At 49.4% G+C, this 22,085-nt stretch carries 19 protein-coding genes and 1 other RNA gene; 2 read left to right on the forward strand and 18 right to left on the reverse strand.

The features are described from left to right. Nucleotides 1-29: 29 nt before the first annotated feature. Both mutT and secA read right to left on the reverse strand, forming a co-directional pair. Nucleotides 30-434: an 8-oxo-dGTP diphosphatase MutT gene (gene mutT, locus A1OO_RS01870; protein ID WP_016960740.1), complete on the reverse strand. Its 405-nt coding sequence runs from the start codon at nt 432-434 to the stop codon at nt 30-32. A gap of 85 nt (nt 435-519) precedes the next feature. Continuing rightward, entirely contained in the window at nt 520-3,240 is a 2,721-nt protein-coding gene (gene secA / locus A1OO_RS01875; protein ID WP_017005082.1) for a preprotein translocase subunit SecA, read from the reverse strand. Between the two features lie 459 nt (nt 3,241-3,699). On the opposite strand from secA, the gene A1OO_RS01880 reads away from it, so the two are divergent. Continuing rightward, nucleotides 3,700-4,170 (forward strand): DUF721 domain-containing protein, encoded by a 471-nt coding sequence (locus A1OO_RS01880; RefSeq protein WP_017005083.1) that lies wholly within the window; start codon nt 3,700-3,702, stop codon nt 4,168-4,170. Between the two features lie 127 nt (nt 4,171-4,297). On the opposite strand, the gene lpxC is transcribed toward A1OO_RS01880, so the two are convergent. The 15 genes from lpxC to mraZ form a co-directional block, all read right to left on the reverse strand. Further along, a complete protein-coding gene (lpxC, locus tag A1OO_RS01885) occupies nt 4,298-5,215 on the reverse strand; it encodes a UDP-3-O-acyl-N-acetylglucosamine deacetylase (RefSeq protein ID WP_016960744.1) in 918 nt (305 codons plus the stop codon). Nucleotides 5,216-5,333: 118 nt separating this feature from the next. After that, the gene (ftsZ, locus tag A1OO_RS01890) at nt 5,334-6,512 is read right to left on the reverse strand and encodes a cell division protein FtsZ (RefSeq protein WP_017005084.1); all 1,179 of its coding nucleotides are present in this window, start codon (nt 6,510-6,512) and stop codon (nt 5,334-5,336) included. Nucleotides 6,513-6,545: 33 nt separating this feature from the next. Further along, nucleotides 6,546-7,802 (reverse strand): cell division protein FtsA, encoded by a 1,257-nt coding sequence (ftsA, locus tag A1OO_RS01895; RefSeq protein ID WP_016960746.1) that lies wholly within the window; start codon nt 7,800-7,802, stop codon nt 6,546-6,548. Nucleotides 7,803-7,819: 17 nt separating this feature from the next. Further along, nucleotides 7,820-8,590, reverse strand: a complete 771-nt coding sequence (locus A1OO_RS01900; protein ID WP_016960747.1) for a cell division protein FtsQ/DivIB — start codon at nt 8,588-8,590, stop codon at nt 7,820-7,822. Between the two features lie 207 nt (nt 8,591-8,797). Next, nucleotides 8,798-10,261, reverse strand: a complete 1,464-nt coding sequence (gene murC, locus A1OO_RS01905; RefSeq protein ID WP_016960748.1) for a UDP-N-acetylmuramate--L-alanine ligase — start codon at nt 10,259-10,261, stop codon at nt 8,798-8,800. Between the two features lie 12 nt (nt 10,262-10,273). Next, a complete protein-coding gene (gene murG, locus A1OO_RS01910) occupies nt 10,274-11,344 on the reverse strand; it encodes an undecaprenyldiphospho-muramoylpentapeptide beta-N-acetylglucosaminyltransferase (RefSeq protein ID WP_017005085.1) in 1,071 nt (356 codons plus the stop codon). Continuing rightward, nucleotides 11,316-12,527 carry a cell division protein FtsW gene (gene ftsW, locus A1OO_RS01915; RefSeq protein WP_016960750.1) on the reverse strand — a complete coding sequence of 404 codons (1,212 nt, stop codon included), beginning with the start codon at nt 12,525-12,527 and terminating at the stop codon, nt 11,316-11,318. Before ftsW ends, murG begins: the two co-directional genes overlap by 29 nt. Next, complete coding sequence (gene murD / locus A1OO_RS01920; protein WP_017005086.1) at nt 12,524-13,867, reverse strand: UDP-N-acetylmuramoyl-L-alanine--D-glutamate ligase; 1,344 nt, start codon at nt 13,865-13,867, stop codon at nt 12,524-12,526. The genes ftsW and murD overlap by 4 nt, the downstream gene beginning before the upstream one ends. Further along, entirely contained in the window at nt 13,868-14,950 is a 1,083-nt protein-coding gene (mraY, locus tag A1OO_RS01925) for a phospho-N-acetylmuramoyl-pentapeptide-transferase (RefSeq protein ID WP_016960752.1), read from the reverse strand. Next, entirely contained in the window at nt 14,944-16,305 is a 1,362-nt protein-coding gene (locus A1OO_RS01930) for a UDP-N-acetylmuramoyl-tripeptide--D-alanyl-D-alanine ligase (RefSeq protein WP_017005087.1), read from the reverse strand. Before A1OO_RS01930 ends, mraY begins: the two co-directional genes overlap by 7 nt. Beyond that, on the reverse strand, nt 16,302-17,789 hold the full coding sequence (gene murE, locus A1OO_RS01935; protein ID WP_017005088.1) for a UDP-N-acetylmuramoyl-L-alanyl-D-glutamate--2,6-diaminopimelate ligase: 1,488 nt from the start codon (nt 17,787-17,789) through the stop codon (nt 16,302-16,304). Before murE ends, A1OO_RS01930 begins: the two co-directional genes overlap by 4 nt. Further along, a complete protein-coding gene (locus A1OO_RS01940; RefSeq protein ID WP_017005089.1) occupies nt 17,789-19,540 on the reverse strand; it encodes a penicillin-binding transpeptidase domain-containing protein in 1,752 nt (583 codons plus the stop codon). The genes murE and A1OO_RS01940 overlap by 1 nt, the downstream gene beginning before the upstream one ends. Continuing rightward, nucleotides 19,540-19,851: a cell division protein FtsL gene (gene ftsL / locus A1OO_RS01945; protein WP_016960756.1), complete on the reverse strand. Its 312-nt coding sequence runs from the start codon at nt 19,849-19,851 to the stop codon at nt 19,540-19,542. Before ftsL ends, A1OO_RS01940 begins: the two co-directional genes overlap by 1 nt. Further along, nucleotides 19,851-20,804, reverse strand: a complete 954-nt coding sequence (gene rsmH / locus A1OO_RS01950) for a 16S rRNA (cytosine(1402)-N(4))-methyltransferase RsmH (RefSeq protein ID WP_017005090.1) — start codon at nt 20,802-20,804, stop codon at nt 19,851-19,853. Before rsmH ends, ftsL begins: the two co-directional genes overlap by 1 nt. Nucleotides 20,805-20,816: 12 nt before the next feature. Then, nucleotides 20,817-21,275, reverse strand: a complete 459-nt coding sequence (gene mraZ, locus A1OO_RS01955) for a division/cell wall cluster transcriptional repressor MraZ (RefSeq protein WP_016960758.1) — start codon at nt 21,273-21,275, stop codon at nt 20,817-20,819. Nucleotides 21,276-21,398: 123 nt separating this feature from the next. On the opposite strand from mraZ, the gene A1OO_RS01960 reads away from it, so the two are divergent. Further along, entirely contained in the window at nt 21,399-21,584 is a 186-nt protein-coding gene (locus tag A1OO_RS01960; RefSeq protein ID WP_016960759.1) for a hypothetical protein, read from the forward strand. A 19-nt stretch (nt 21,585-21,603) separates the two neighbouring features. Here the strand turns inward: A1OO_RS01960 and rnpB are convergent. Further along, an RNA gene (gene rnpB, locus A1OO_RS01965) (RNase P RNA component class A) lies at nt 21,604-22,002 on the reverse strand. Nucleotides 22,003-22,085: the final 83 nt, after the last annotated feature.

Raw genomic sequence — 22,085 nt, forward strand, 5'->3', positions numbered from 1 at the left:
TCCTCGTTAATCTCAATGCCAGCCTAAGCCTAAGCAAACATCTCTTGTATCTTTGCCAACACAGGGCTGTTCGCTTCTGGAAATTCAAACCCAGAAAGCGCTAAGATCTCAACCCACTGTCCAGGTTGCCCTTCCTTGCCATACGGCACGCCATCAAACGCTTTAATAAGAAAGAAATCAAACGTCAGCGCTTTGTCAGGGTAGTCATGTGTCATCGACATAAACGCTTCGACGACGGTCGCGGTAATTCCAACCTCTTCTTCAAGCTCTCGGATCACCGCTTGTTCTGCCGTTTCCCCATGCTCGACTTGCCCTCCAGCAAATTCCCAAAACCCACCTTTGTGTGCTTTCGCTGGGCGCTGGGTAATGAAGATCTGACTGTAATCAGGATTGAGGATGATCCCTGCGGCGATGTGTATTCGTTTCTTATCCATGTTTGACGCGCTCTCGTCCCATAAAAAAGGCCGCTTAGCGGCCTTTTGTGTTTCGTTGTTAATGCCCTTTGATTCGCTAATTTTCTTAGCTCATCTTACCGTGGCATTGTTTGAATTTTTTACCTGAACCACAAGGGCAAGGATCGTTGCGACCGACCTTACGACCATCACGAACCACCGTTTCAGACGCTGGATCTTGATTGTCTTCCAGTTGGCTTCCCGCTTCCTCATGGCTCATTTGCTGGCGACGTGCTGCTTCTTCCGCTTGTGCACGACGCTGCTCTTCCATACGGTCAACTTCTTCTGGCTGCTGCACACGCACGCGACTTAGCGTCATCACGACATCAGACTTCAGTGAGTCAAGCATGCCTTCAAACAGCTCAAACGATTCACGCTTGTATTCCTGTTTCGGGTTTTTCTGTGCGTAGCCACGAAGATGGATACCTTGACGTAGATGATCCATCGCCGCTAGATGCTCTTTCCAAAGCGTGTCCAGCGTTTGCAGCATCACGGCTTTTTCAAAGTTACGTAGGGTTTCGGCGCCCACAGTACCTTCTTTCGATTGATAGACGTCGATAATCGTACTTAGAATGCGCTCACGTAGCTGCTCTTCATACAACTTGTCGTCATTTTCCAACCACTCGCGCAACGGCAAGTCAGCATCAAAGTCTGCCTTAAGGCGCGTTTCAAGACCTTCAACATCCCACATTTCTGCCAGAGATTGTGGTGGAATGTACTGATCAACCACATCACCCAACACATCCTCGCGGTTGTGTTCAATCATCTCGCTGATGTCCGTGCTGTTCATCAGTTCGTCACGCAGCTCATAAACCACTTTACGTTGGTCGTTGGCTACGTCATCAAACTCAAGAAGCTGTTTACGAATATCGAAGTTGCGGCCTTCAACTTTACGTTGTGCGTTTTCAATCGCTTTGTTCACCCATGGGTGCTCAATAGCTTCGCCTTCTTCCATACCTAGCTTCTTCATCATGTTAGATACACGCTCAGACGCGAAAATACGCATCAGTGAATCTTCCATAGACAGATAGAAACGGCTAGAACCCGGATCACCCTGACGACCAGAACGACCACGTAGCTGGTTATCAATACGGCGAGACTCATGACGCTCTGTACCGATGATGTGCAGGCCACCTGATGCTTTTACTGCTTCGTGCGTTTCACGCCATTTGGCTTTGATATCCGCAATTTGCTGCTCAGTCGGGTTTTCCAGCTTGGCAATGTCTGATTGCCAACTACCACCTAACACAATATCCGTACCACGACCCGCCATGTTGGTTGCGATGGTAACCGCACCTGGCGAACCCGCATCTGCAACTATATCCGCTTCGTGAGCGTGGAACTTCGCGTTCAATACTGCGTGTTTTACACCTGCTTTTTTCAGTGCTTCTGACAGCAGTTCAGATTTTTCTATCGACACAGTACCCACCAAACTAGGCTGGCCATTGGCGCTGCGAGTTTTGATGTCTTCAATGATAGCGTCGAATTTTTCGCGTTCAGTCATGTAAACCTGATCCGCCATGTCATCACGAACCATGGGTTTATTGGTCGGAATAACGACGGTGTCCAAACCATAAATGGATTGGAACTCGAACGCTTCGGTATCAGCCGTACCTGTCATGCCTGACAGTTTGTCGTACAAACGGAAGAAGTTCTGGAAAGTGATCGACGCCAGTGTTTGGTTTTCGTTCTGAATCTTAACGCCTTCTTTTGCCTCAATGGCTTGATGAAGACCTTCAGACCAACGACGACCCGGCATAGTACGTCCTGTGTGCTCATCAACGATGATAACTTCGTCGTCTTTAACGATGTAATCGACGTCTTTCTCAAACAGTACATGGGCACGTAATGCGGCATTGATATGGTGAAGCAATGAAATATTAGCAGGCGAGTACAGGGTATCGTTCTCGTCCATCAATTCATTTTTCTTCAGCATATCTTCAACAAACTCTTGACCATTTTCCGTCAGGTGAGCTTGCTTAGATTTTTCATCAACGGTGAAGTGGCCTTCTCCGCGATACTCTTCACTGTCTTCTTTTTCCTGACGGATCAGCTGTGGGATCAACGTATTAATACGCGCATACATCTCAGAGCTGTCTTCCGCAGGACCAGAAATAATCAGCGGTGTACGCGCTTCATCGATCAAGATGGAGTCGACTTCATCCACCACGGCAAAGTAACGCTCACGCTGAACGCGATCTTCTGGACGGAAGGCCATGTTGTCACGCAGGTAATCGAAACCAAACTCGTTGTTTGTTCCATAAAGAATGTCTGCAAGGTAAGCGGCTTTTTTCTCAGGTGGTGCCATATTTGGCACATTCACACCCACCGTCATATCAAGGAATTCAAACAGGGCACGGTTGGTTTCAGCATCACGCTTGGCCAGGTAGTCATTCACGGTAACAATGTGAACGCCTTTACCAGTCAACGCATGCAAATAGGCAGGCAAGGTCGCAGTCAGGGTTTTACCTTCACCAGTACGCATTTCAGCAATTTGGCCATTGTTCAGCACCATGCCGCCAATCAGCTGTACGTCGAAGTGGCGCATACCGAATACACGCTTTGATGCTTCGCGCACCGTTGCAAACGCTTCTGGCAGGATCAAATCTAGCGATTCGCCTTGCTCGATACGCTGGCGATATTCAGCGGTTTTCGCTTTCAGATCGTCATCGGTGAGGGCTTCAAATTGAGGCTCTAGATTGTTGATTTCATTTACGACTTTGCGAAGGCGACGCAGTGTACGGTCATTGCGGCTTCCGATTACTTTTGTGATTAATTTCGATAACATGGCTTTGCCGTTTCTCTCATTTTGTCGCTTTAGCGTCGGGGCCAAAGCCTGGATACTGCACGGCAGAGAAAGTCAGCATGTCCCTCTGCCCAAAATTCTTTTCAGAAGAATTAGCGATGATTAAAAAGCATGGTTCTTTTCGTAGTATTGATCTTGTGCCTTAAAATGATGTTTTCAAGGGCAATGATTCAATTAATAAAGCTAGGTTAGCACTAAGGCTATTTATAATAAGCCATAACTGCGGTGCATCCCACCTGTAATGCGGGTCGCATCAAGTTAGATAGTAAAAATTAGAACCTGTTCATTCACTAGAACCAAGTTAGTGCATTTTATGTTCAATCTTGGTGCGTTTTTTCTTCTCTTACGTGGAAGGCTGTTACTCAGTTATCTACAACAAGCATGGCCGGAACCCTAAAGCCCTGTTACTCTTTGAAGCAGTGCGACCACAGCGAATTGATTATGAGAGACCACAGACCCAAAGCGGCACAAGATTTACTGGAAAATGGCCTGACGGGACAAGTACGCCAGCGTGCGATGGTGTTGTCGCAACTCAGCCAGCAAGTGAAAGCGCTATTGCCCCAAGCCTCTGCAGAGCATTGCCGAGTGGCAAACTATCGTGATGGGATTTTAGTGTTGGAATGTGGCTCGTCGTCTTGGGCGACTCGGCTCAATTATGACCGCCATACGCTGATGTCAGCGCTTCGCCGTGGCACTTTGCCCTCGCTCATGACTATCGAAATCAAGGTTAACCCTGAACTGGCAAGACGAGAACGTGCAGAAGCGGAAAAAGTTGAGAAAGCGAAAGAGTGGCGAACAGTCAGTCCGGCTGCGGCTGAATACCTGAAAGCCATTGCTCAAAGCGCACCTGACAACGTGAGAAAGAAGCTGGAAGCTATTGCAGAATTAGCAGAGCGAAATAGGCACAAGTAATACAATTGACGACTGTTGCCCTGCCGCCTAGGGATCCTACCCAGTGAGCAAGTACGACGAATAGGGTTATACGGACATAAAAAAACCGGAGTGAATCACTCCGGTTTTTTTTGTATTCTTGATTTTCTTAGGCCAGAACCATACCGGGCTCTGCAAATCTAACGGGCAGAGTCTGCTCGTTTTCAAATGTCGCCCATTCCCAAGCTTCTTGGTCTGCAAGTACTGCGCGAAGTAGCTGATTATTCAACGCATGGCCTGACTTAAACGCACGCATTTCACCAATGATGTTATGACCACACATGTAAAGGTCGCCAATGGCGTCCAGTACTTTGTGTTTGACGAGTTCATTGTCAAAACGCAGGCCGTCTTCATTCAGGATGCGGTAATCATCAAGGACAATGGCACAGTCGAAACTACCACCAAGACACAGATTACGTGACTGGAGGTATTCGATATCGCGCATGAAACCAAAGGTTCGTGCTCGGCTAATGTCTTTGATAAACGCTTGTGAAGAAAAATCCATCACCAGGCTTTGCTGCTCTGATTCAATCGCTGGGTGATTGAAATCAATGGCGAAGTCTAAGCGGAAACCGTCATACGGTAACAACTCAGCCCATTTGTCGCCATCTTCGATGCGAACAGGCTTCTTAATGCGCACAAAGCGTTTTGGTGCATTAAGGGTTTCAATACCCGCTGATTGCAGCAAATATATGAATGGGCTTGCGCTGCCATCCATAATTGGAATCTCTGGTGCGTCTACTTCAACGATAACGTTGTCGATACCCATACCTGCCAATGCAGCATTAAGATGCTCAACGGTAGAAATACGAACACCATCGTCGTTAACCAGTGCAGTACACAGCATTGTATCGCGCACTGAAGCTGGATCCGCTGGGAAATCCACAGGAGGATTCAAGTCAGTACGACGATAGATAACGCCAGTGTTAGCTGCAGCTGGGCGCAGGATCAACGTGACCTTACGTCCAGAGTGCAAACCCACTCCTGTCGTTTGAACAATAGTCTTTAATGTTCGCTGTCTAATCATCTGTCATTCCCAACTGAAAATCTCTTTTTGCGCCCCATGTCACTCATTACAGTGTCACAACGAGACAAAACGGGCAGCATAATATCATGCTGCTGTACACAAACCAAGCACTGCCTGATTAATCCGCTTGCTTACGTAAAAACGCAGGGATATCCAGATAGTCTTGTTCTTGCTTAGGCTTAGGTGCAACGTTCGTTGTCTGTGTTTGAACAGATGATTCGACCGCATGTCCGCTTTGGACATTCGTTGCCACCTTCGTCTTTTCTTGCAAAGGTTGTGCCTTATTGTCCACTGGCGCTGGTTTTTGTGTACCCGGAACCAAAGTGATATCAGGCTTACGCTCGTTACCGATGCCAGTAGCAACAACGGTCACTCGAAGCTCATCACTCATCTCAGGATCCATCGACGAACCGATAACCACAGTGGCATTATCTGAGGCAAAAGCCTTAACAGTGTTGCCTACAGTTTCGAATTCATCCAGTCGCATATCGAATCCAGCTGTAATATTTACAAGAACACCTCGTGCTCCAGCCAAATCGATGTCTTCTAGTAGTGGGCTAGAAATCGCCATTTCAGCGGCTTCTTCTGCACGGTTTTCACCGGTTGCAATCCCACTACCCATCATGGCATGACCCATTTCCGACATCACGGTACGTACATCCGCAAAGTCGACGTTGATCAAGCCAGGACGCGTGATTAACTCAGCAATACCTTGGACTGCATTTCGCAGCACATCGTTCGCTTTTGCAAAAGCATCAAGTAGTGTAATTCCACGACCCAATACTTTCAGTAGCTTCTCATTCGGGATGGTGATCAGTGAATCGACGTGCTTAGATAGCTCTTCAATTCCCTGCTCAGCAAACGCAAGACGCTTCTTACCTTCAAAGCTAAATGGCTTAGTCACAACGGCTACGGTAAGAATACCCAGCTCTTTTGCGATTTCAGCGATAACCGGAGCAGCACCTGTACCTGTACCACCGCCCATTCCCGCTGCGATAAATACCATATCGGCACCTTCGAGCTCAGCTTTAATCGCTTCACGATCTTCAAGCGCTGACTCACGACCTACTTGTGGGTTTGCACCCGCACCTAAGCCTTTTGTGATATCGCCGCCAATTTGAATTACCGTGCTAACTGCCGTCTTACGAAGCGCCTGAGCGTCCGTATTGATGGTGATGAACTCCACCCCTTCAATTGACTCACGCACCATGTGCTCGACTGCATTACCACCGCCGCCGCCAACACCAACGACTTTAATTACCGCATCATTGGACATTTCCATCATCGGTTCAAACATGTGTTCTCTCCGTCATTCCTGTTCGCATCAGGTTCAAAATTCTTTCTTGAGCCAGCCACTAAACTTACTGAACATTCCTGATACAGTACGTTTAGGCTCTGGCTCGCTCGTTTCGTTCAATAGGTTGTCTTTGCCATAGTGCAGCAAACCCACCGCGGTAGCGTGATAAGGGGCATTGACGTAATCCGTCAAACCCGTCACGCCAGAAGGAAGGCCCACGCGGACTTGGTTTTGGAATACGCGTTCTGCGCACTCCACCAATCCTTGCATTTGCGCAGCACCGCCAGTCAGGACAATACCTGCGGCCAATTGATGCTTCACACCCTGCGCGCGTAAACGCTCCTGAACACGCTCCAATTCTTGCTGCACCAACCCCAGCAATTCACTGCAACGTGGCTCAATGACTTCAGCCAATGTTTGACGCTGTAGGCTTCGCGAAGGACGCCCACCGACGCTCGGTACATTGACCTTGGCATCTTTGTTCACCAGCTCACCTAACGCACACCCATGCTTCACTTTGATTTTCTCAGCGTCACTTAAGGGCGTACCGAATGCATAAGCAATGTCACTGGTGATTACATTACCTGCGTATGGGATCACCGCTGCATGTCGCAACGCACCACCTGTCCATACTGCAATGTCCATGGTTCCGCCGCCAATATCGACGACGCAAACGCCTAATTCTCTTTCATCAGCGGTGATCACCGCGTGGCTTGCCGCCAAACCGGAGAAAATCAACTGATCGACTTTCAGGCCACAACGCTCAACCGCTTTTTCAATGTTGCGTGCTGTGTCGCTGTGGCAGGTAATAAGATGCACGCTGGCTTCCATGCGCACACCCGATAATCCAACTGGGTTTTTGATCCCTTCTTGATAATCGATTTTGTATTCTTGCGGGATCACATGCAGCACGCGCTGCTCATCACTAATTTTTACAGACTTCGCGGTATGGATAACCATTTCCACGTCATCTTGAGTCACTTCTTCGTCAGAAATCGTGCCCATTCCACGCTCTGTTAAGCAATGGATATGTTTTCCTGACAGTGACAAAAACACGGAGCGAATTTTACAGTCAGACATCATTTCTGCGCCATTGACTGCACGTTCAACCGATTTTACTACAGATTCCAGGTCGTTCACGCCGCCTTTATCCATACCCTGAGACGGTGTTGTACCCACGCCCAGTATATTGACAGCACCGTCAGGCAATATCTCACTGACTAACACAGAGACTTTTGATGTCCCAATGTCTAATCCAACAATCAGCGGTCTGTCAGTTGCTTGCTTCATTCCATTTACTCTTAGGCTTACTCTTCACTGGGTGCTTCATCAGGGGCTTTCCAACCCACGGCAGCACCCGTGTCATAGCGCAAATCTACGTATTGAATATTTCGCCCTGTTGCGTTCATGTCATCAAACAAGTCCACAAAGCGATGTAATCTCTCATTTCTCGACTCTCGCCCTAACTCGATACGGACGCCGCCTCGAGTGACGATTCGCCATGAACGACGTTCATTTAGCGCCAGTGCCGTGATGTGAAGCTTTGTTGGTAGCAGAATGTCACGCATTTCACGCCATGCTGCCAACACTTCCTTTTCGCTGCCCTCGGGCCCATGCAAAGAGACTAAGCCTCTCTCTTTAACATCATCGGGGCTTGCGCTGAACGCAATACCACCAACATCCAGTAGCTGCGACCCATTCCAGACTGCTTCAGGCTGGTATTCAGTCACATCCACTTTAATGGTATCTGGCCATTGCTTTCGAACCGCCACATTGGCGACCCAAGGCAAAACTGAAATCGCACCGTGGATATCATCCACATCTTGCAGCATAAAGCTGTTTAATGGACCAATCTGAAGCACCGCATTTCGCACTTCAAGGGTCGACAAGTGTGCCAATTCACCTTGTACAACTATCTGGGACAACGGCAACTGCTTTTCGTCACCCATCCACGTCAGAACACGGAGCAATAACCAAAGAATCGCAAGAATGACAAATACCAAAAACACCAGCCCCCCCCAATGCGCTTTTAACATTGAAGGTTGAGCCGGTATGTCATTCGCGGTCACATTAGTCATATCAGGCTATTGCCTCGCCTCTCTTGGGCAACCTGTCGCTTTGTTGCGTACAAAGTCGACCGGATTATAACGGTCAGTTTGACAGGTCACCAAGCCTTGTTGACGCATAAGTGATAAAGCTGAGATCAAATACATGCAAAACACGCAAAATCAGGTTAAAAGTTAGACACAACTCTTTTCTCGGCTCTGCAACGCCTCACATTACACTTATTTCTCTTTGCTCAACGCTTTTTTATCAAGTTTCAATTCAGCCAGTTTTTTAGCTACTTTGCCAACATCGCCCGCACCTTGGGTCAAAACCAAATCTCCCGCTTGCAGCACAGCTGCTAACGCGGCAGGTAATGAGTCCACGTCAGGAACAAAGATTGGATCGATTTTCCCACGACCACGAAGAGTACGACAAAGGCTACGCCCGTCTGCGCCTGCGATAGGTGCTTCACCCGCTGAATATACATCCAACATCAGCAGCACATCGACATTCTCTAGTACATTGGCAAAGTCATCATACAAATCGCGTGTACGGCTATATCTATGCGGTTGGAATACCATTACCAGACGGTTATCTGGCCAGCCTGCTCGTGCAGCCTGAATGGTCACATCAACTTCACTCGGGTGATGACCGTAATCATCCACCAGCAATACTTCGCCATCGTCCACAGGGAACAAGCCCAATTGGTCGAAGCGGCGACCTGTGCCTTCAAAATTCACTAGCGCACGCCAAATCGCATCGTCTTCCACGCCATCTTCAGTCGCGACAGCAACCGCTGCTGCGGCATTGAGTGCATTGTGGCGTCCAGGAATATTCAGCTCAATATTCAGCGCAGGTTTGTCTTTACGCAAAATCGTGAAAATGCCCTTTTGGCCTTCTTGACGATAGTTCTCCAACTTCACATCAGCATCATCAGAAAAGCCGTACGTGATCACTTGGCGTCCAATGGACGGTATCACGTCTCGCACTACAGGATCGTCAATGCACATCACCGCCTGTCCGTAAAACGGCAACTGGTGCAGAAAATCAATGAAGGTCTGCTTTAAGACTTCAAAATCACCACCATAGGTGTCCATGTGATCCGCTTCGATGTTTGTCACAATCGCGACCATCGGCTGCAAATGCAGGAAGGAGGCATCACTTTCGTCAGCTTCAGCAATCAAGTAGCGGCTACAACCTAAACGCGCATTGGTGCCAGCACTTTTGACTAACCCACCATTCACAAATGTTGGGTCAAGGCCTGCCTCTTGATAAATCAGCGTGGTTAGTGCTGTGGTGGTGGTCTTTCCGTGCGTACCAGCCACTGCAATGCCATGGCGATAACGCATGAGTTCAGCCAGCATTTCTGCACGGCGAACCACGGGAATACGTGCCGCTTTTGCCGCAACCAGTTCCGGGTTATCTTGCTGAATGGCGGTAGACACTACCACCACGCTAGCGCCGTCCACATTGCTTTCAGCGTGACCGAAAAAGACCGTCGCACCTTTACTCACAAGGCGCTGAGTCACCGGGTTTTCTGACAAATCAGAACCCGATACTTCATAGCCTTCATTTAATAACACTTCGGCGATACCACACATTCCAGCGCCGCCAATACCGACAAAGTGAATGCGTTTTACACGGCGCATTTCTGGCACCATGGTTCGGATTTTTTCTAACTGATGACTATCAAACTTGCCCATCACTGTGTTCTCTTATTTCGCTACGTCTTTGATGACTGATGCAACTCGCGTGGCAGCATCGGTAATCGCTGCTTGTTTTGCCGAACGCGCCATCGTCATCAACGACTGTGAATCTAGGTTTTCCAATACCGTCGCCAGCTTTTCAGCGGTCAATTCCGGCTGCTCAATCATGATGGCTGCGCCACCTTGGACTAAATGCTCTGCGTTCAATGCTTGTTGGCGATCTTGGTGCTGAAACGGAACAAAAATCGCAGGGACACCGGCGGCGGCCACTTCTGAAACAGTTAACGCTCCAGAGCGGCAAATCAGGATGTCCGCCCAATGATAAGCTTCTGCAACGTCGTCAATAAACTCAGTAACATCTGTGTTAGCGACGCTTGCGTGACGAAACCGCTCTGCGGTGTCCGCTTGATTACCTTTACCCGCTTGATGGCGAACAACCACATCGCGTTTGAGCAATGCTAACGCCGCTGGCACGGTGTGGTTAAGAATACGCGCGCCTTGGCTACCGCCCATCACTAACACTTTAAGCGGCGTGCCATCCTGATAAGCCTTAGGGGCAGGCAACTCGCAAACATCTTTTCGTACTGGGTTTCCGACCACATCAGCATGAGGAAATGCGCCCGGAAAAGCCTGCAATACGCGCGTGGCAATCTTTGCCAGCCATTGGTTGGTTAATCCCGCCACGGCATTTTGCTCATGCAACACAACAGGAACACCGCTTAACCAAGCAGCCAAACCACCAGGTCCACTCACATATCCGCCCATGCCAAGAACAGCATCTGGTTGCCACTTCTTGATATGTTTTCGCGCTTGAATAACGGCATTCAGCACCATCCAGGGGGCGAGAAGTTTACGCGTAAAGCCTGAGCCACGCAGCCCTTTTACTTCAATAAAGTCGATCTCGATGCCATGTTTCGGCACCAGATCCGCTTCCATTCTATCCGCTGTACCTAACCAGCGGATTTCCCAACCTTGTTGCTGCAATTCACTGGCAACCGCAAGCCCTGGGAATACATGACCACCAGTCCCGCCGGCCATCACTAATAATCGTTTATGCTTTTGTTCGTTTTCGTTTTTCATGAGTCACAATTCGTTGGTGCGCTTGAGAGGTCTCTAGCCGGTATTCATGGTCAATACGAAGGAGAATAGCGACCGCTGTCGACATAATAAATAAACTGGAACCGCCATAACTGACCAGCGGCAAGGTCAAACCTTTGGTGGGCATAATGCCAGCCGCTGCACCGACATTGACGAGAGCTTGAAACGCAAACCAGATCCCAATACCAAAGGCGAGGAACCCACCGAAAAGCTGGTTACTTTCCAGGCAGCGTTTACCAATAAACAAGGCGCGAAATACCAGCCCAAAAACCATCAAAAGTACAGCAACCACGCCGACCAAACCTAACTCTTCAGCCAAAACGGCAATAACAAAGTCGGTGTGCGCTTCAGGTAAATATTCGAGTTTTTGAATCGAATTACCCAACCCCTGGCCCCACCAATCTCCACGACCAAAGGCCATTAAAGATTGCGTCAACTGATAGCCGCTCCCAAAAGGGTCTTGCCATGGGTCTAGAAATGAAGTGACACGCGCAACACGGTATGGCTCTGCGATGATCAGTAGACCGACTAGCCCCAAACCGCTAAATAGCAGGACACCAAACTGCCATAGCTTGGCACCAGCGATAAACAACATGCCAACAGTCGTGACAAACATTACCACCACGGAGCCCAAATCAGGCTGAATCAGTAAGAGGCCGGCAATGATCACCAGCACTGCCAGTGGCTTCAAAAAGCCCATCACACTCTCTCTCACCTCGCCATGGCGACGTACCAGGTAACCTGCCATAAACAGGAACAGTGACAGTTTCGCCACTTCTGCGGGTTGTAAGTTGATCACACCCAATGGCAACCAACGCACTGCGCCGTTAACAGAGCGGCCAACAACTAATACCGCGACGAGCAATACCAGTGAGATAAACAGCATTGGCACGCTGAATTGTTGCCAGCGAGTAAGCGGAATTTGCAAGGCGATCGCGGCAATGGCCAACGCACCGACTAAATAAATCCCTTGTCGCATAGCAAAGTAGAACGGCTGATCAACCAGACGTGTTGAAACTGGGATAGAGGCAGACGAGACCATGATCAGGCCCACCATCATTAAACCAAACGAGAGCCAAACGATATATCTGTCGTACAAAGCAGTGGGCGATGGTCGCGATAACCAGCGCAAGACATGCATGTCTTCCCACTTCATGCTCGTCATTCGGAAGCCGTCTCCAAGGCGCTATGTGCAGTAATAGCTTGTGCATAGGCCGCGAACGTCTCTCCGCGCACCATAAAATTAGTAAATTGATCGAAGCTAGCACACGCTGGCGATAGCAATACCATGTCTCCTGACTTCGCGGTTTGTGCGGCAATATCCATGGCTTGCTGCATGGTGTCGACGACAACAGGTGTCTCGACCAACCCTGCAAATGCTTGTCCATCGCGGCCATAGCAATACAAGGTGACATCAAGCGCTGCTAGTACAGGTTGTAGTGATGAAAACTCTGCCCCTTTTCCATCGCCGCCAACAAGAAGATGCAACTTACCTGGCAATTGCAGCCCATCTAATGCCGCTAGCGTGCTGGCTGGATTGGTAGCCTTTGAATCGTTGACCCACAAAATGCCGTTATGTTCCAACACTTGCTGACAACGGTGAGGCAAGCCACAGTATTCACGCATCGCCTGACATTGTGCGTCTCGCGCAATGCCAACAGAATCTGCCAACGCCATCGCAGCAAGGCAATTGGCAACGTTATGGCGCCCCACTAAGGCAATGTCAGACACTGCCATCACTGGTTCACCTTTTGCGGTCAACCACTCGTTACCCTCTTTCAAGGTGAGTGTGTAATCCCCTTGCGAGAAACCAAAACTTTCAGAGTATTTATCTTCAGGTGCTTTGGTTTGCAGATCGTCTTGATTCCACAGTGCCAGTTGGGTTTGATCAAAAATGCGCAGCTTGGCCTGTCGGTAATCTTCCATGCCGTCATAGCGATCCATATGATCTTCTGACAGGTTCAAAAACACGGCAGAAGCCATATCTAACGACGACGTGGTTTCTAACTGGAAGCTTGATAATTCGAGTACGTAAAGCGCGTGGTCATATGCCAGCATATCGAGCGCAGCAAAACCGATGTTGCCACCCACACCGACGTTAACACCCGCGGCCTTGGCCATTTCACCCAAAAGACTCGTGACCGTGCTTTTTCCGTTTGACCCGGTAATACCGATCACTGGTGCGGCAACATCACGAGCAAACAGCTCAATATCACCAACAATCTCGATGCCTTTTTCTGCCGCTGCTTTGAGCTCGGGAGTTGCCAATGCAATACCTGGGCTGGCGACGATCAGATCAGCATTGAGTAGCCAATCCATGTTCCAGCCGCCCGCATGAAGCGCCACGTTTTGCGGCAACTTGTCTGCGCCTGGAGCCGCATCTCGCGTATCAATCACACTGATCATCGCGCCATCATTTTTAGCGACAAGATGATTCACAACAGAGAGCCCGGTCATACCAAGCCCTATCACCACAATGTGCTTGTTCGCGGCGTCTGTCTTCATTTAACGCACCTTCAAGGTTGCAAGGCCGATGAGTACCAGCATCAAGGTAATGATCCAAAAACGGACAATCACACGCGGTTCAGGCCAGCCTTTCAGCTCGTAGTGATGGTGGATAGGTGCCATGCGGAAAATACGCTGTCCGCGCAGTTTGTAAGAACCGACCTGCAAAATCACAGACAAGGTCTCCATAACAAACACACCGCCCATGATCACCAGCAAGAATTCTTGACGCACCAATACAGCAATCGTGCCTAATGCACCACCCAACGCCAATGAGCCGACATCGCCCATAAAGACTTGTGCTGGGTAAGTGTTGAACCATAAAAAGCCAAGACCCGCCCCGACAATGGCGGCACACACCACCACCAGCTCGCCCGCGTCTTTGATATAAGGAATATGCAGATATTCGGCAAAGTTGACGTTGCCCGTTGCCCAAGCAATGAATGCGAAACCACTTGCTACCATGACGGTCGGCATGATGGCCAAGCCATCAAGACCATCCGTGAGGTTAACGGCGTTACTGGTACCAACAATCACGAAGTAAGTGAACACGACATAGAACAAGCCAAGCTGAGGCATGATGTCTTTGAAGAAAGGCACCACCAACTGCGTAGCGGCAGTATCTTTACCATGGGCATACAGCGCGAAAGCGACAATCAGCGCAATGGCGGATTGCCAAAAGTACTTCCAACGCGCAATAAGTCCGTCAGTGTTCTTGCGCACCACTTTACGGTAATCATCCACAAAGCCGATAGCACCGTAACCCAAGGTCACAAACAGCACGGCCCACACATACGGATTGGATAAATCGGCCCAAAGCAGCACAGTCACGGTAATGGCAGTTAAGATCATTAACCCACCCATCGTTGGTGTGCCACGTTTACTGAAGTGAGATTCAGGGCCTTCGTTACGAACAACCTGACCGATTTGCAGCATCTGCAAACGGGCAATCAAGCGCGGCCCCATCCAAAGTGACATCACTAAGGCGGTTAACACGCTTAAGATGGCGCGAAACGTCAGGTAATCAAACAGTCGGAAAAACGGTATGTGCTGGGCAAGAATGTCCGATAGCCAATCTAGCATGACGCTGTCTCCTCGATAGCTGCGACGACTTCTGACATTTTCATTCCGTTGGCCCCTTTGACCAAAACAGATACTTCACGTTTTGTTTTCATGAGTTCTACTACATGCGCTATCAGTGCGCTTTTATTATCAAAATGCTGTCCACCACAACGCTCGCTAATCGCGGCGCTGGCGGGTCCATATGTGAGTAAGGTTTGAATCGACGCCTGACTGAGATGCTCTGCCACTTCCTGATGCACAGCATCAGAGTGCTCTCCCATCTCACCCATATCTGCCAAGACGATCACCTTGTCGCCGTCAAAACCATCCAGTAAATCAACGGCGGCTTTCATCGCAGCAAGGCTTGCGTTGTAGCTATCGTCAATGAGACGAAGTCCAGGGCGCGGGAAGCTTATCGCGCCACGTCCCTTCACAGGCGACACAGATGCGAGACCGCGCGCCACATCGTCCATGGTAATGCCATCAACATTCAGCGCTGTCATTGCCGCCAAGACCGCATTCGCGACATTATGCGCACCGGGCAAGTTAACAAATAGTGGAGAAACAACGCCTTGTGTGACTAAATCAAACTGATAACAACCGTTTTCAGCTTGTTGAATATTCTCTGCGCGATAGTCAGCATCTTTACCCGCCACTGTCATGGTAAGTACTTGCTTACTTTTCAGCACGGCGTCCCAAGAATGCCCACCACAACTATCAAGGTTCACGATAGCAAGAGCGCCATCGGCCAATCCTTCAAAGATTTCGCCTTTGGCTTGTGCCACGCCTTCCAACGAGCCAAACCCTTCAAGGTGAGCTGCCGCAAGGTTAGTCACCATGGCAATATCTGGTTGTGCCAGTTGCGTGGTGTAGGCAATTTCACCGATATGATTTGCCCCTAATTCCATGACAGCAAAATCGTCGGAAGGTGTTAAACGAAGCAAGGTTAATGGCACGCCGATATCATTGTTAAAATTGCCCGCGGTATACAGGGTTTGCCCCTTTTGCGGCAAAATAGCCGCCAGCATTTCTTTGACCGTGGTTTTGCCACAGCTGCCTGTCAGTGCGATCGTTTTCACATCACATTGAGCTTTTACCCATGCACCGAGCTGACCTAAAGCCAACTTGGTGTCATTCACAACCAGCTGTGGCAACTCTGACGCAACAGGCGTGGAAACCAACAGTGCTGAGGCACCATTAGCTTCTGCAGTATCAACAAAATCGTGTGCATCGAAACGCTCACCGACCAGCGCCACAAAAAGTGCGCCTTGACCCAGTGTGCGCGTGTCGGTTGATACGGCATTGATGACGACGTCTTCACCTTTTAGGTCAGCCTGTAAAACAGACTGCAATGTCTGAAGTGAAACCGGGATCATCCCTTTACCTCCAAAAGATCGCGAACCGTTTCACGATCAGAATAATGAACCGTTCCTGATGCCAAGACTTGATAGTCTTCATGGCCTTTTCCTGCCACTAATATCACATCATCTTTTGATGCATTTTCAAAGGCATAACGGCAAGCTTCTGCGCGATCATGGAGGATAACAGCTTTCTCTGGCGAGACCATGCCCCTGAGCATGTCTGCCACGATGATTTCTGGAGATTCTGATCGCGGGTTATCGTCAGTTAAAATAGCGACATCGGCGAGACGTTCTGCAATTTCTGCCATCATAGGGCGCTTGCCCGTGTCTCTGTCTCCACCGCAACCGAATAAGCACCACAGCTTTCCTTCACAATGGCGACGTAATGCATGAAGCGCTTTTTCAAGCGCATCGGGCGTGTGAGCATAATCAACCACTAACATAGGTTTGTCAGCGTGGTGAAAAACTTCCATACGGCCGATAACGGCTTGAAGTTGTGGGGCGACATCCAGAAGCGCGGCTTTGTCATACCCCAAACCGAGCAATGTTGCCAAGCTAAGCAACAGGTTCATCACGTTGAATTCACCAACCAGTGGTGCTGTAAATTCCCCTTCTCCCCACGATGAAGAGAATGCAATAGATACACCGCTGGTCGCATAGCTCACGGAGGTCAACCAAAGCTTGCGTCCTTGGTGAGTGTTCACTGCGGCTTCGGACATGGACACCGCAATCGCTTCTGGCATATTTGCCACCCAGCTCGCCCCCACAACATCATCGGCGTTGATAACGGATACTGGCGTCCCATAGTGGGTAAACAAACGTAACTTGGCTTCGGCATACGCTTCCATGGTGCCGTGGTAATCAAGGTGATCACGACTTAAATTAGTAAAAATCGCCGCGTCAAAGGAAACCGCTTTCACCCGATCTTGTACTAAACCATGAGAAGACACTTCCATGGCGACATGCGTCGCGCCTTGTTGCTTGAATTGCGCCAGCTGGTGCTGAATATCTAGCGCACTACCCGTGGTGTTTAACGCGGGCTCAAGTGATGCCAGAAAGCCATTACCCGTGGTTCCCATGACGGCAGCTTTACTGCCAAGTAAATCAATCCACTGCGCGATAAGCTGACTAATTGTCGTTTTACCGTTCGTTCCCGTGATACCAATATTCGTCAGACCATGACTAGGCGCTTGATAAAAACGCGCGGCGATATCGGAAAGCGTCGATTTCATGTGCGGAAATGCCACGACAGGCACATGACCGTTTAGCGTAATGCCAAACTGACCGCTGGTATCGCCATCATCTGCAATCACTGCAACGGCACCCGCTGCAATCGCGTTAGGAATATACTGACGTGCATCTAGGCTGTGGCCTTGAACAGCCACAAACACATCACCAGGTTGGATCTGGCGGTTATCCAGTTTCAAGCCGGTTATCTCAATGTCTGGCACAACATCAAACCACGGTGCCAAAAGTTCTTTAAAGCTGGTAATAGACATCAGTTTTGCTTGTCCGTTTTAGCAATATGTAACGAGGGTTGCTGAGCGTCCGGCGCAATGTTCAATATCTGCAGTGCGCTCTTCATTACGTCTGAAAACACAGGGGCCGCAACCTGACCACCGTAATATTTATCGCCTTGTGGTTCATTGATGACCACGACTAAGGCAATGCGGGGATCGCTGATTGGAGCAATCCCTGCGGTATATCCGATATATTCGTCGCCGTAGCCACCAGCAATCGCAACTTTGGCCGTACCCGTTTTGGCACCAACACGATACCCATTAACCGCCGCGCGTCGCGCACTGCCGCCCTCTTGAGTCACCGACTCAAGCATATCAATGACCTTACGTGTGTTTTCCCGAGACGCGACTTGTTTACCGGGCACCACCGCTTCGGTTTTTAGAATCGATAATGGGCGATTAACACCTAAGCTACCAAGGACTGCATAAGCGCGTGCCAACTGAGCGGGCGTGATTGATAAGCCATAGCCAAATGACAAGGTGGCTCGCTCGAAATCAGACCAGCGACGGCGATTTGGAAATAGACCATAGGATTCACCCACAAGGTTGACCCCAGTGGCATCACCCATGCCAAAGCTGCTGTAAATGCCCAATAAGGCTTCAACCGGCATAGAAAGGGATAATTTACTGACGCCGATATTACTGGATTTTTTCAGTATCTTACGAAGGTCGGCTTTGCCCGCTTTTGACACGTCACGCACTCGGGCTCCGCCAATGGACATGACGCCATTGCCGGTATCGATAATGGTGCTCTCATCAGCCACACCATTTTCAAGGGCAGCTAATACCACCAGCGGTTTAATGGTTGAACCGGGTTCAAAAACATCCGTAATCGCACGGTTACGCATTTTGAAGCTTTTTAGGTCAGCGCGATTGTTGGGGTTGTATGATGGCGCATTGACCATCGCCAACACTTCTCCCGTTCGCACATCAACCATGACCAATGACCCTGATGTGGCTCGATAGTCAGCAACCGCTTGTTTTATTGCGCGATAAGAAATGGCTTGGAGACGTTGGTCGATACTCAACTGTAACGGCTTGCCTTCTTCTTTGGCTTCCAGTGAAATATTTTCAACCACGCGACCGTATCTGTCTTTGCGCACAGTTCGGCGCCCAGGCTCACCACTTAGCCAACCGTCATAACCTCGCTCAATACCTTCAAGACCGCGCCCATCGATACCCGTTACACCGACCAAATGGGCACTCACCTCTCCCGCAGGATAAAAGCGACGGGATTCATCATTCATACCGATGCCCGGCAATTTGAGTGCGGCAATGTAATTTGCCATGGCTGGGCCAACCTGACGCTGGAGATAGATAAATCGTTTTTTGCGGTTTTTCTCGATGCGATCCAGCATCTTTTGACGATCAAGCCCCAGTACATCAGCAAGCGCAAACCAACGGTCTTTTTCAACTAGCCCACCATTTTTAAACACAGTAACAGGGTCAACATACACCGCTTCGACAGGCACACTCACCGCAAGTGACTCGTCGTTTCTGTCAGTGATCATACCGCGAGCAGAAGGGAGGGCTTTGACGCGAACTGAACGCAAATCGCCTTCATAACGAAGGCGATCGGGTTCAATAACTTGAATGTAAGCAGCGCGGGCAATGAGCGCGAATAAGGCAAGAGAAATACAGACGCAAACCGTAACGAAACGCCACTTAATCAGCGTAGGCGCTTGCTTCTTAGCGCGTTGGTTGCCTGGTTTGCTCTTTCCCTTAAACACTATTGGCTCACTATGATTTCACGTCGACTATCAGGACGGATCATGTCCTGATCATTGCGTGCCATCGACTCGACACGGCTGTGTTCAGATAATGCATGTTCTTCGAGGATTTGGTTTCGCCATTCAACCTCTAGCCTTTCTCGCTCCATCAACAACTGATCTTGATGTGCAATGGCAGTCCGAGTTTGTTGAGTGACAAACACCACGGATAACGCAGAAATCAGCACCAGCAATAGCAACACCAAAGGCACCTTACCGACAGAGGTAAGATCCTGAAAAATTTGTCTGCTAAGTCCTGGTGCTCGTTCCATTAGTCACCCAATTTTTCTGCAATTCGCAATACAGAACTGCGAGAGCGTGTATTGTCTGACACTTCTCCGTCTGTTGGCTTTAAGGCCTTACCGACAGGTTTCATGCTCGCACTGCCCAAGGCTCGAATTTGCGCTTCCGTCAGAGGCAAGCCATGAGGTACTGATGGCCCTTTGCTTTGTTTTCGGATGAATTGCTTCACCAAGCGATCTTCCAACGAATGGAAGCTGATAACGGATAAGCGCCCTTCTGGTGCAAGAACATTTAATGCACCTTGCAGAGCGGTTTCAATTTCATCCAACTCACTGTTGATATAGATGCGGATAGCTTGGAAGCTTCGCGTGGCTGGATGTTTTTTGCGGTCACGAGACGGCGCGACGTTAGCGATCAGTTTCGCCAGTTGCAATGTACGTGTCAGCGGCTCTTTTTCTTCGTCTTCGCGATGCTCAACAATGGCGCGAGCGATACGCTTTGCAAAACGCTCCTCACCAAACACTTTCAACACCCAAGCAATATCGTCTGCATCCGCTTCTTGAAGCCACTGTGCGGCTGAAACACCTGACGTTGGATCCATGCGCATGTCCAACGGGCCGTCACGCATAAAGCTGAAACCACGTTCAGCGTCATCGAGCTGCGGCGAGGACACACCAAGATCAAGCAGTACGCCATTGATCTGACCACTCAAACCAAGATCTTCAATATATTGTTGAATACCTGAAAAAGGACCTTGGATAATGTTAAAGCGAGGATCATCAATCTTGGCCGCTTCGGCGATAGCTTGTGGATCTCGATCAATACTGTAAAGGCGCGCATTCTCGCCCAAACGAGATAAAATCTCGCGAGTGTGTCCACCACGTCCAAATGTGCCGTCGACATAAATGCCGTCAGGCTTAAGGGCCAAACCCTCAATGGATTCGTGGAGAAGAACGGAAATGTGTGAAAATTGCTCTGACATAATCTTGGGTACCTAAAGCGAGAAATTGCTGAGCCTGTCACTCAACGCTTCCGCTGATTCGGCTTGAATTTGAATATCTTGGTCAATCTGTTGTTGCCATTTATCGCTGTTCCACAACTCAAACTTATTGAGCTGCCCAACCAGCATGGCTTTTCCATCTAACCCCGCATAGTCACGAAGTGTAGGGGCAATCAGTATTCGACCCTGTCCGTCCATCTCGCACTCAAACGCATGCCCGAGCAACAAACGTTGCAATCGACGCTCTGCGGGATTGAGGCTGGATAGACGGGAAAGTTTGGCTTCAATCCGCTCCCATTCCGGTAACGGGTAAAGCAGCAGGCATGGTAACTGATGATCAATGGTGCACACAAACACGCCATCACAAAGCGCATCAAGATCTTCTCGATATCGCTTCGGCAATGCTACTCGACCTTTTACGTCGAGAGATATGGCGCTCACCCCTCTCAACATGTCACTTAATTCCCTTTCTCACCAGAATAACCCACTTTACTCCACAATTTCCCACTTAGAAGTGTAAGTATCAGGCAAAAAGAAAGTCAAGCAACCCTGTAGGGCGACACGGATCACGGTTTCGTGAACTACATTCTATTTCAACAGCTTGCCATCCATTTCGATGGTGCTGTTTTTTTAACCGCATATCATGCCGACGACAATATGGCTACTTTAGCAGTCGCTAAATCAAATTCTCCGGCATTTAAAGCTATTATTCCGATCAAGAAAATGGTTTTCCGATCTTTAAAACTAAAGAAGGCGAGCTAATGCTCGCCTTCTGGGGTATTAAGTGAGTCGGCCTGTAAGCCGGGTTCTGTACCGTAAAAAACGGTGGTAACCATTCGTCTAGGCCTGCAATCGCTCACAGGCTCAAGCAACCTACCCGTCCCCAACGCGGGCCGCGCCAATAGGGACCTATTTGGTCTTGCTCCGGGTGGAGTTTACCGTGCCACGAACTGTTGCCAGCCGCGCGGTGCGCTCTTACCGCACCCTTTCACCCTTACCTGTGCACTTTATCTCCTTGCGGAATATAAAGGCCATCGGCGGTTTGCTCTCTGTTGCACTGGTCGTAGGCTTGCGCCCCCCAGGCGTTACCTGGCACCCTGCCCTGTGGAGCCCGGACTTTCCTCCCCCCCGTCAGTCTCCCAAAGGACATCAACGAAGCAGCGGTTACCCAGCCAACTCAGGCCGCGGATTATATAGAAGTCTCTATAGCCGAGCAACCTCAAGACGCGCTTATCCGCAAATTTAAAAGCCTCAGTAAGTACA

Source organism: Enterovibrio norvegicus FF-33 (assembly GCF_000286835.2).
Classification (GTDB): Bacteria; Pseudomonadota; Gammaproteobacteria; order Enterobacterales; family Vibrionaceae; genus Enterovibrio; species Enterovibrio norvegicus_A.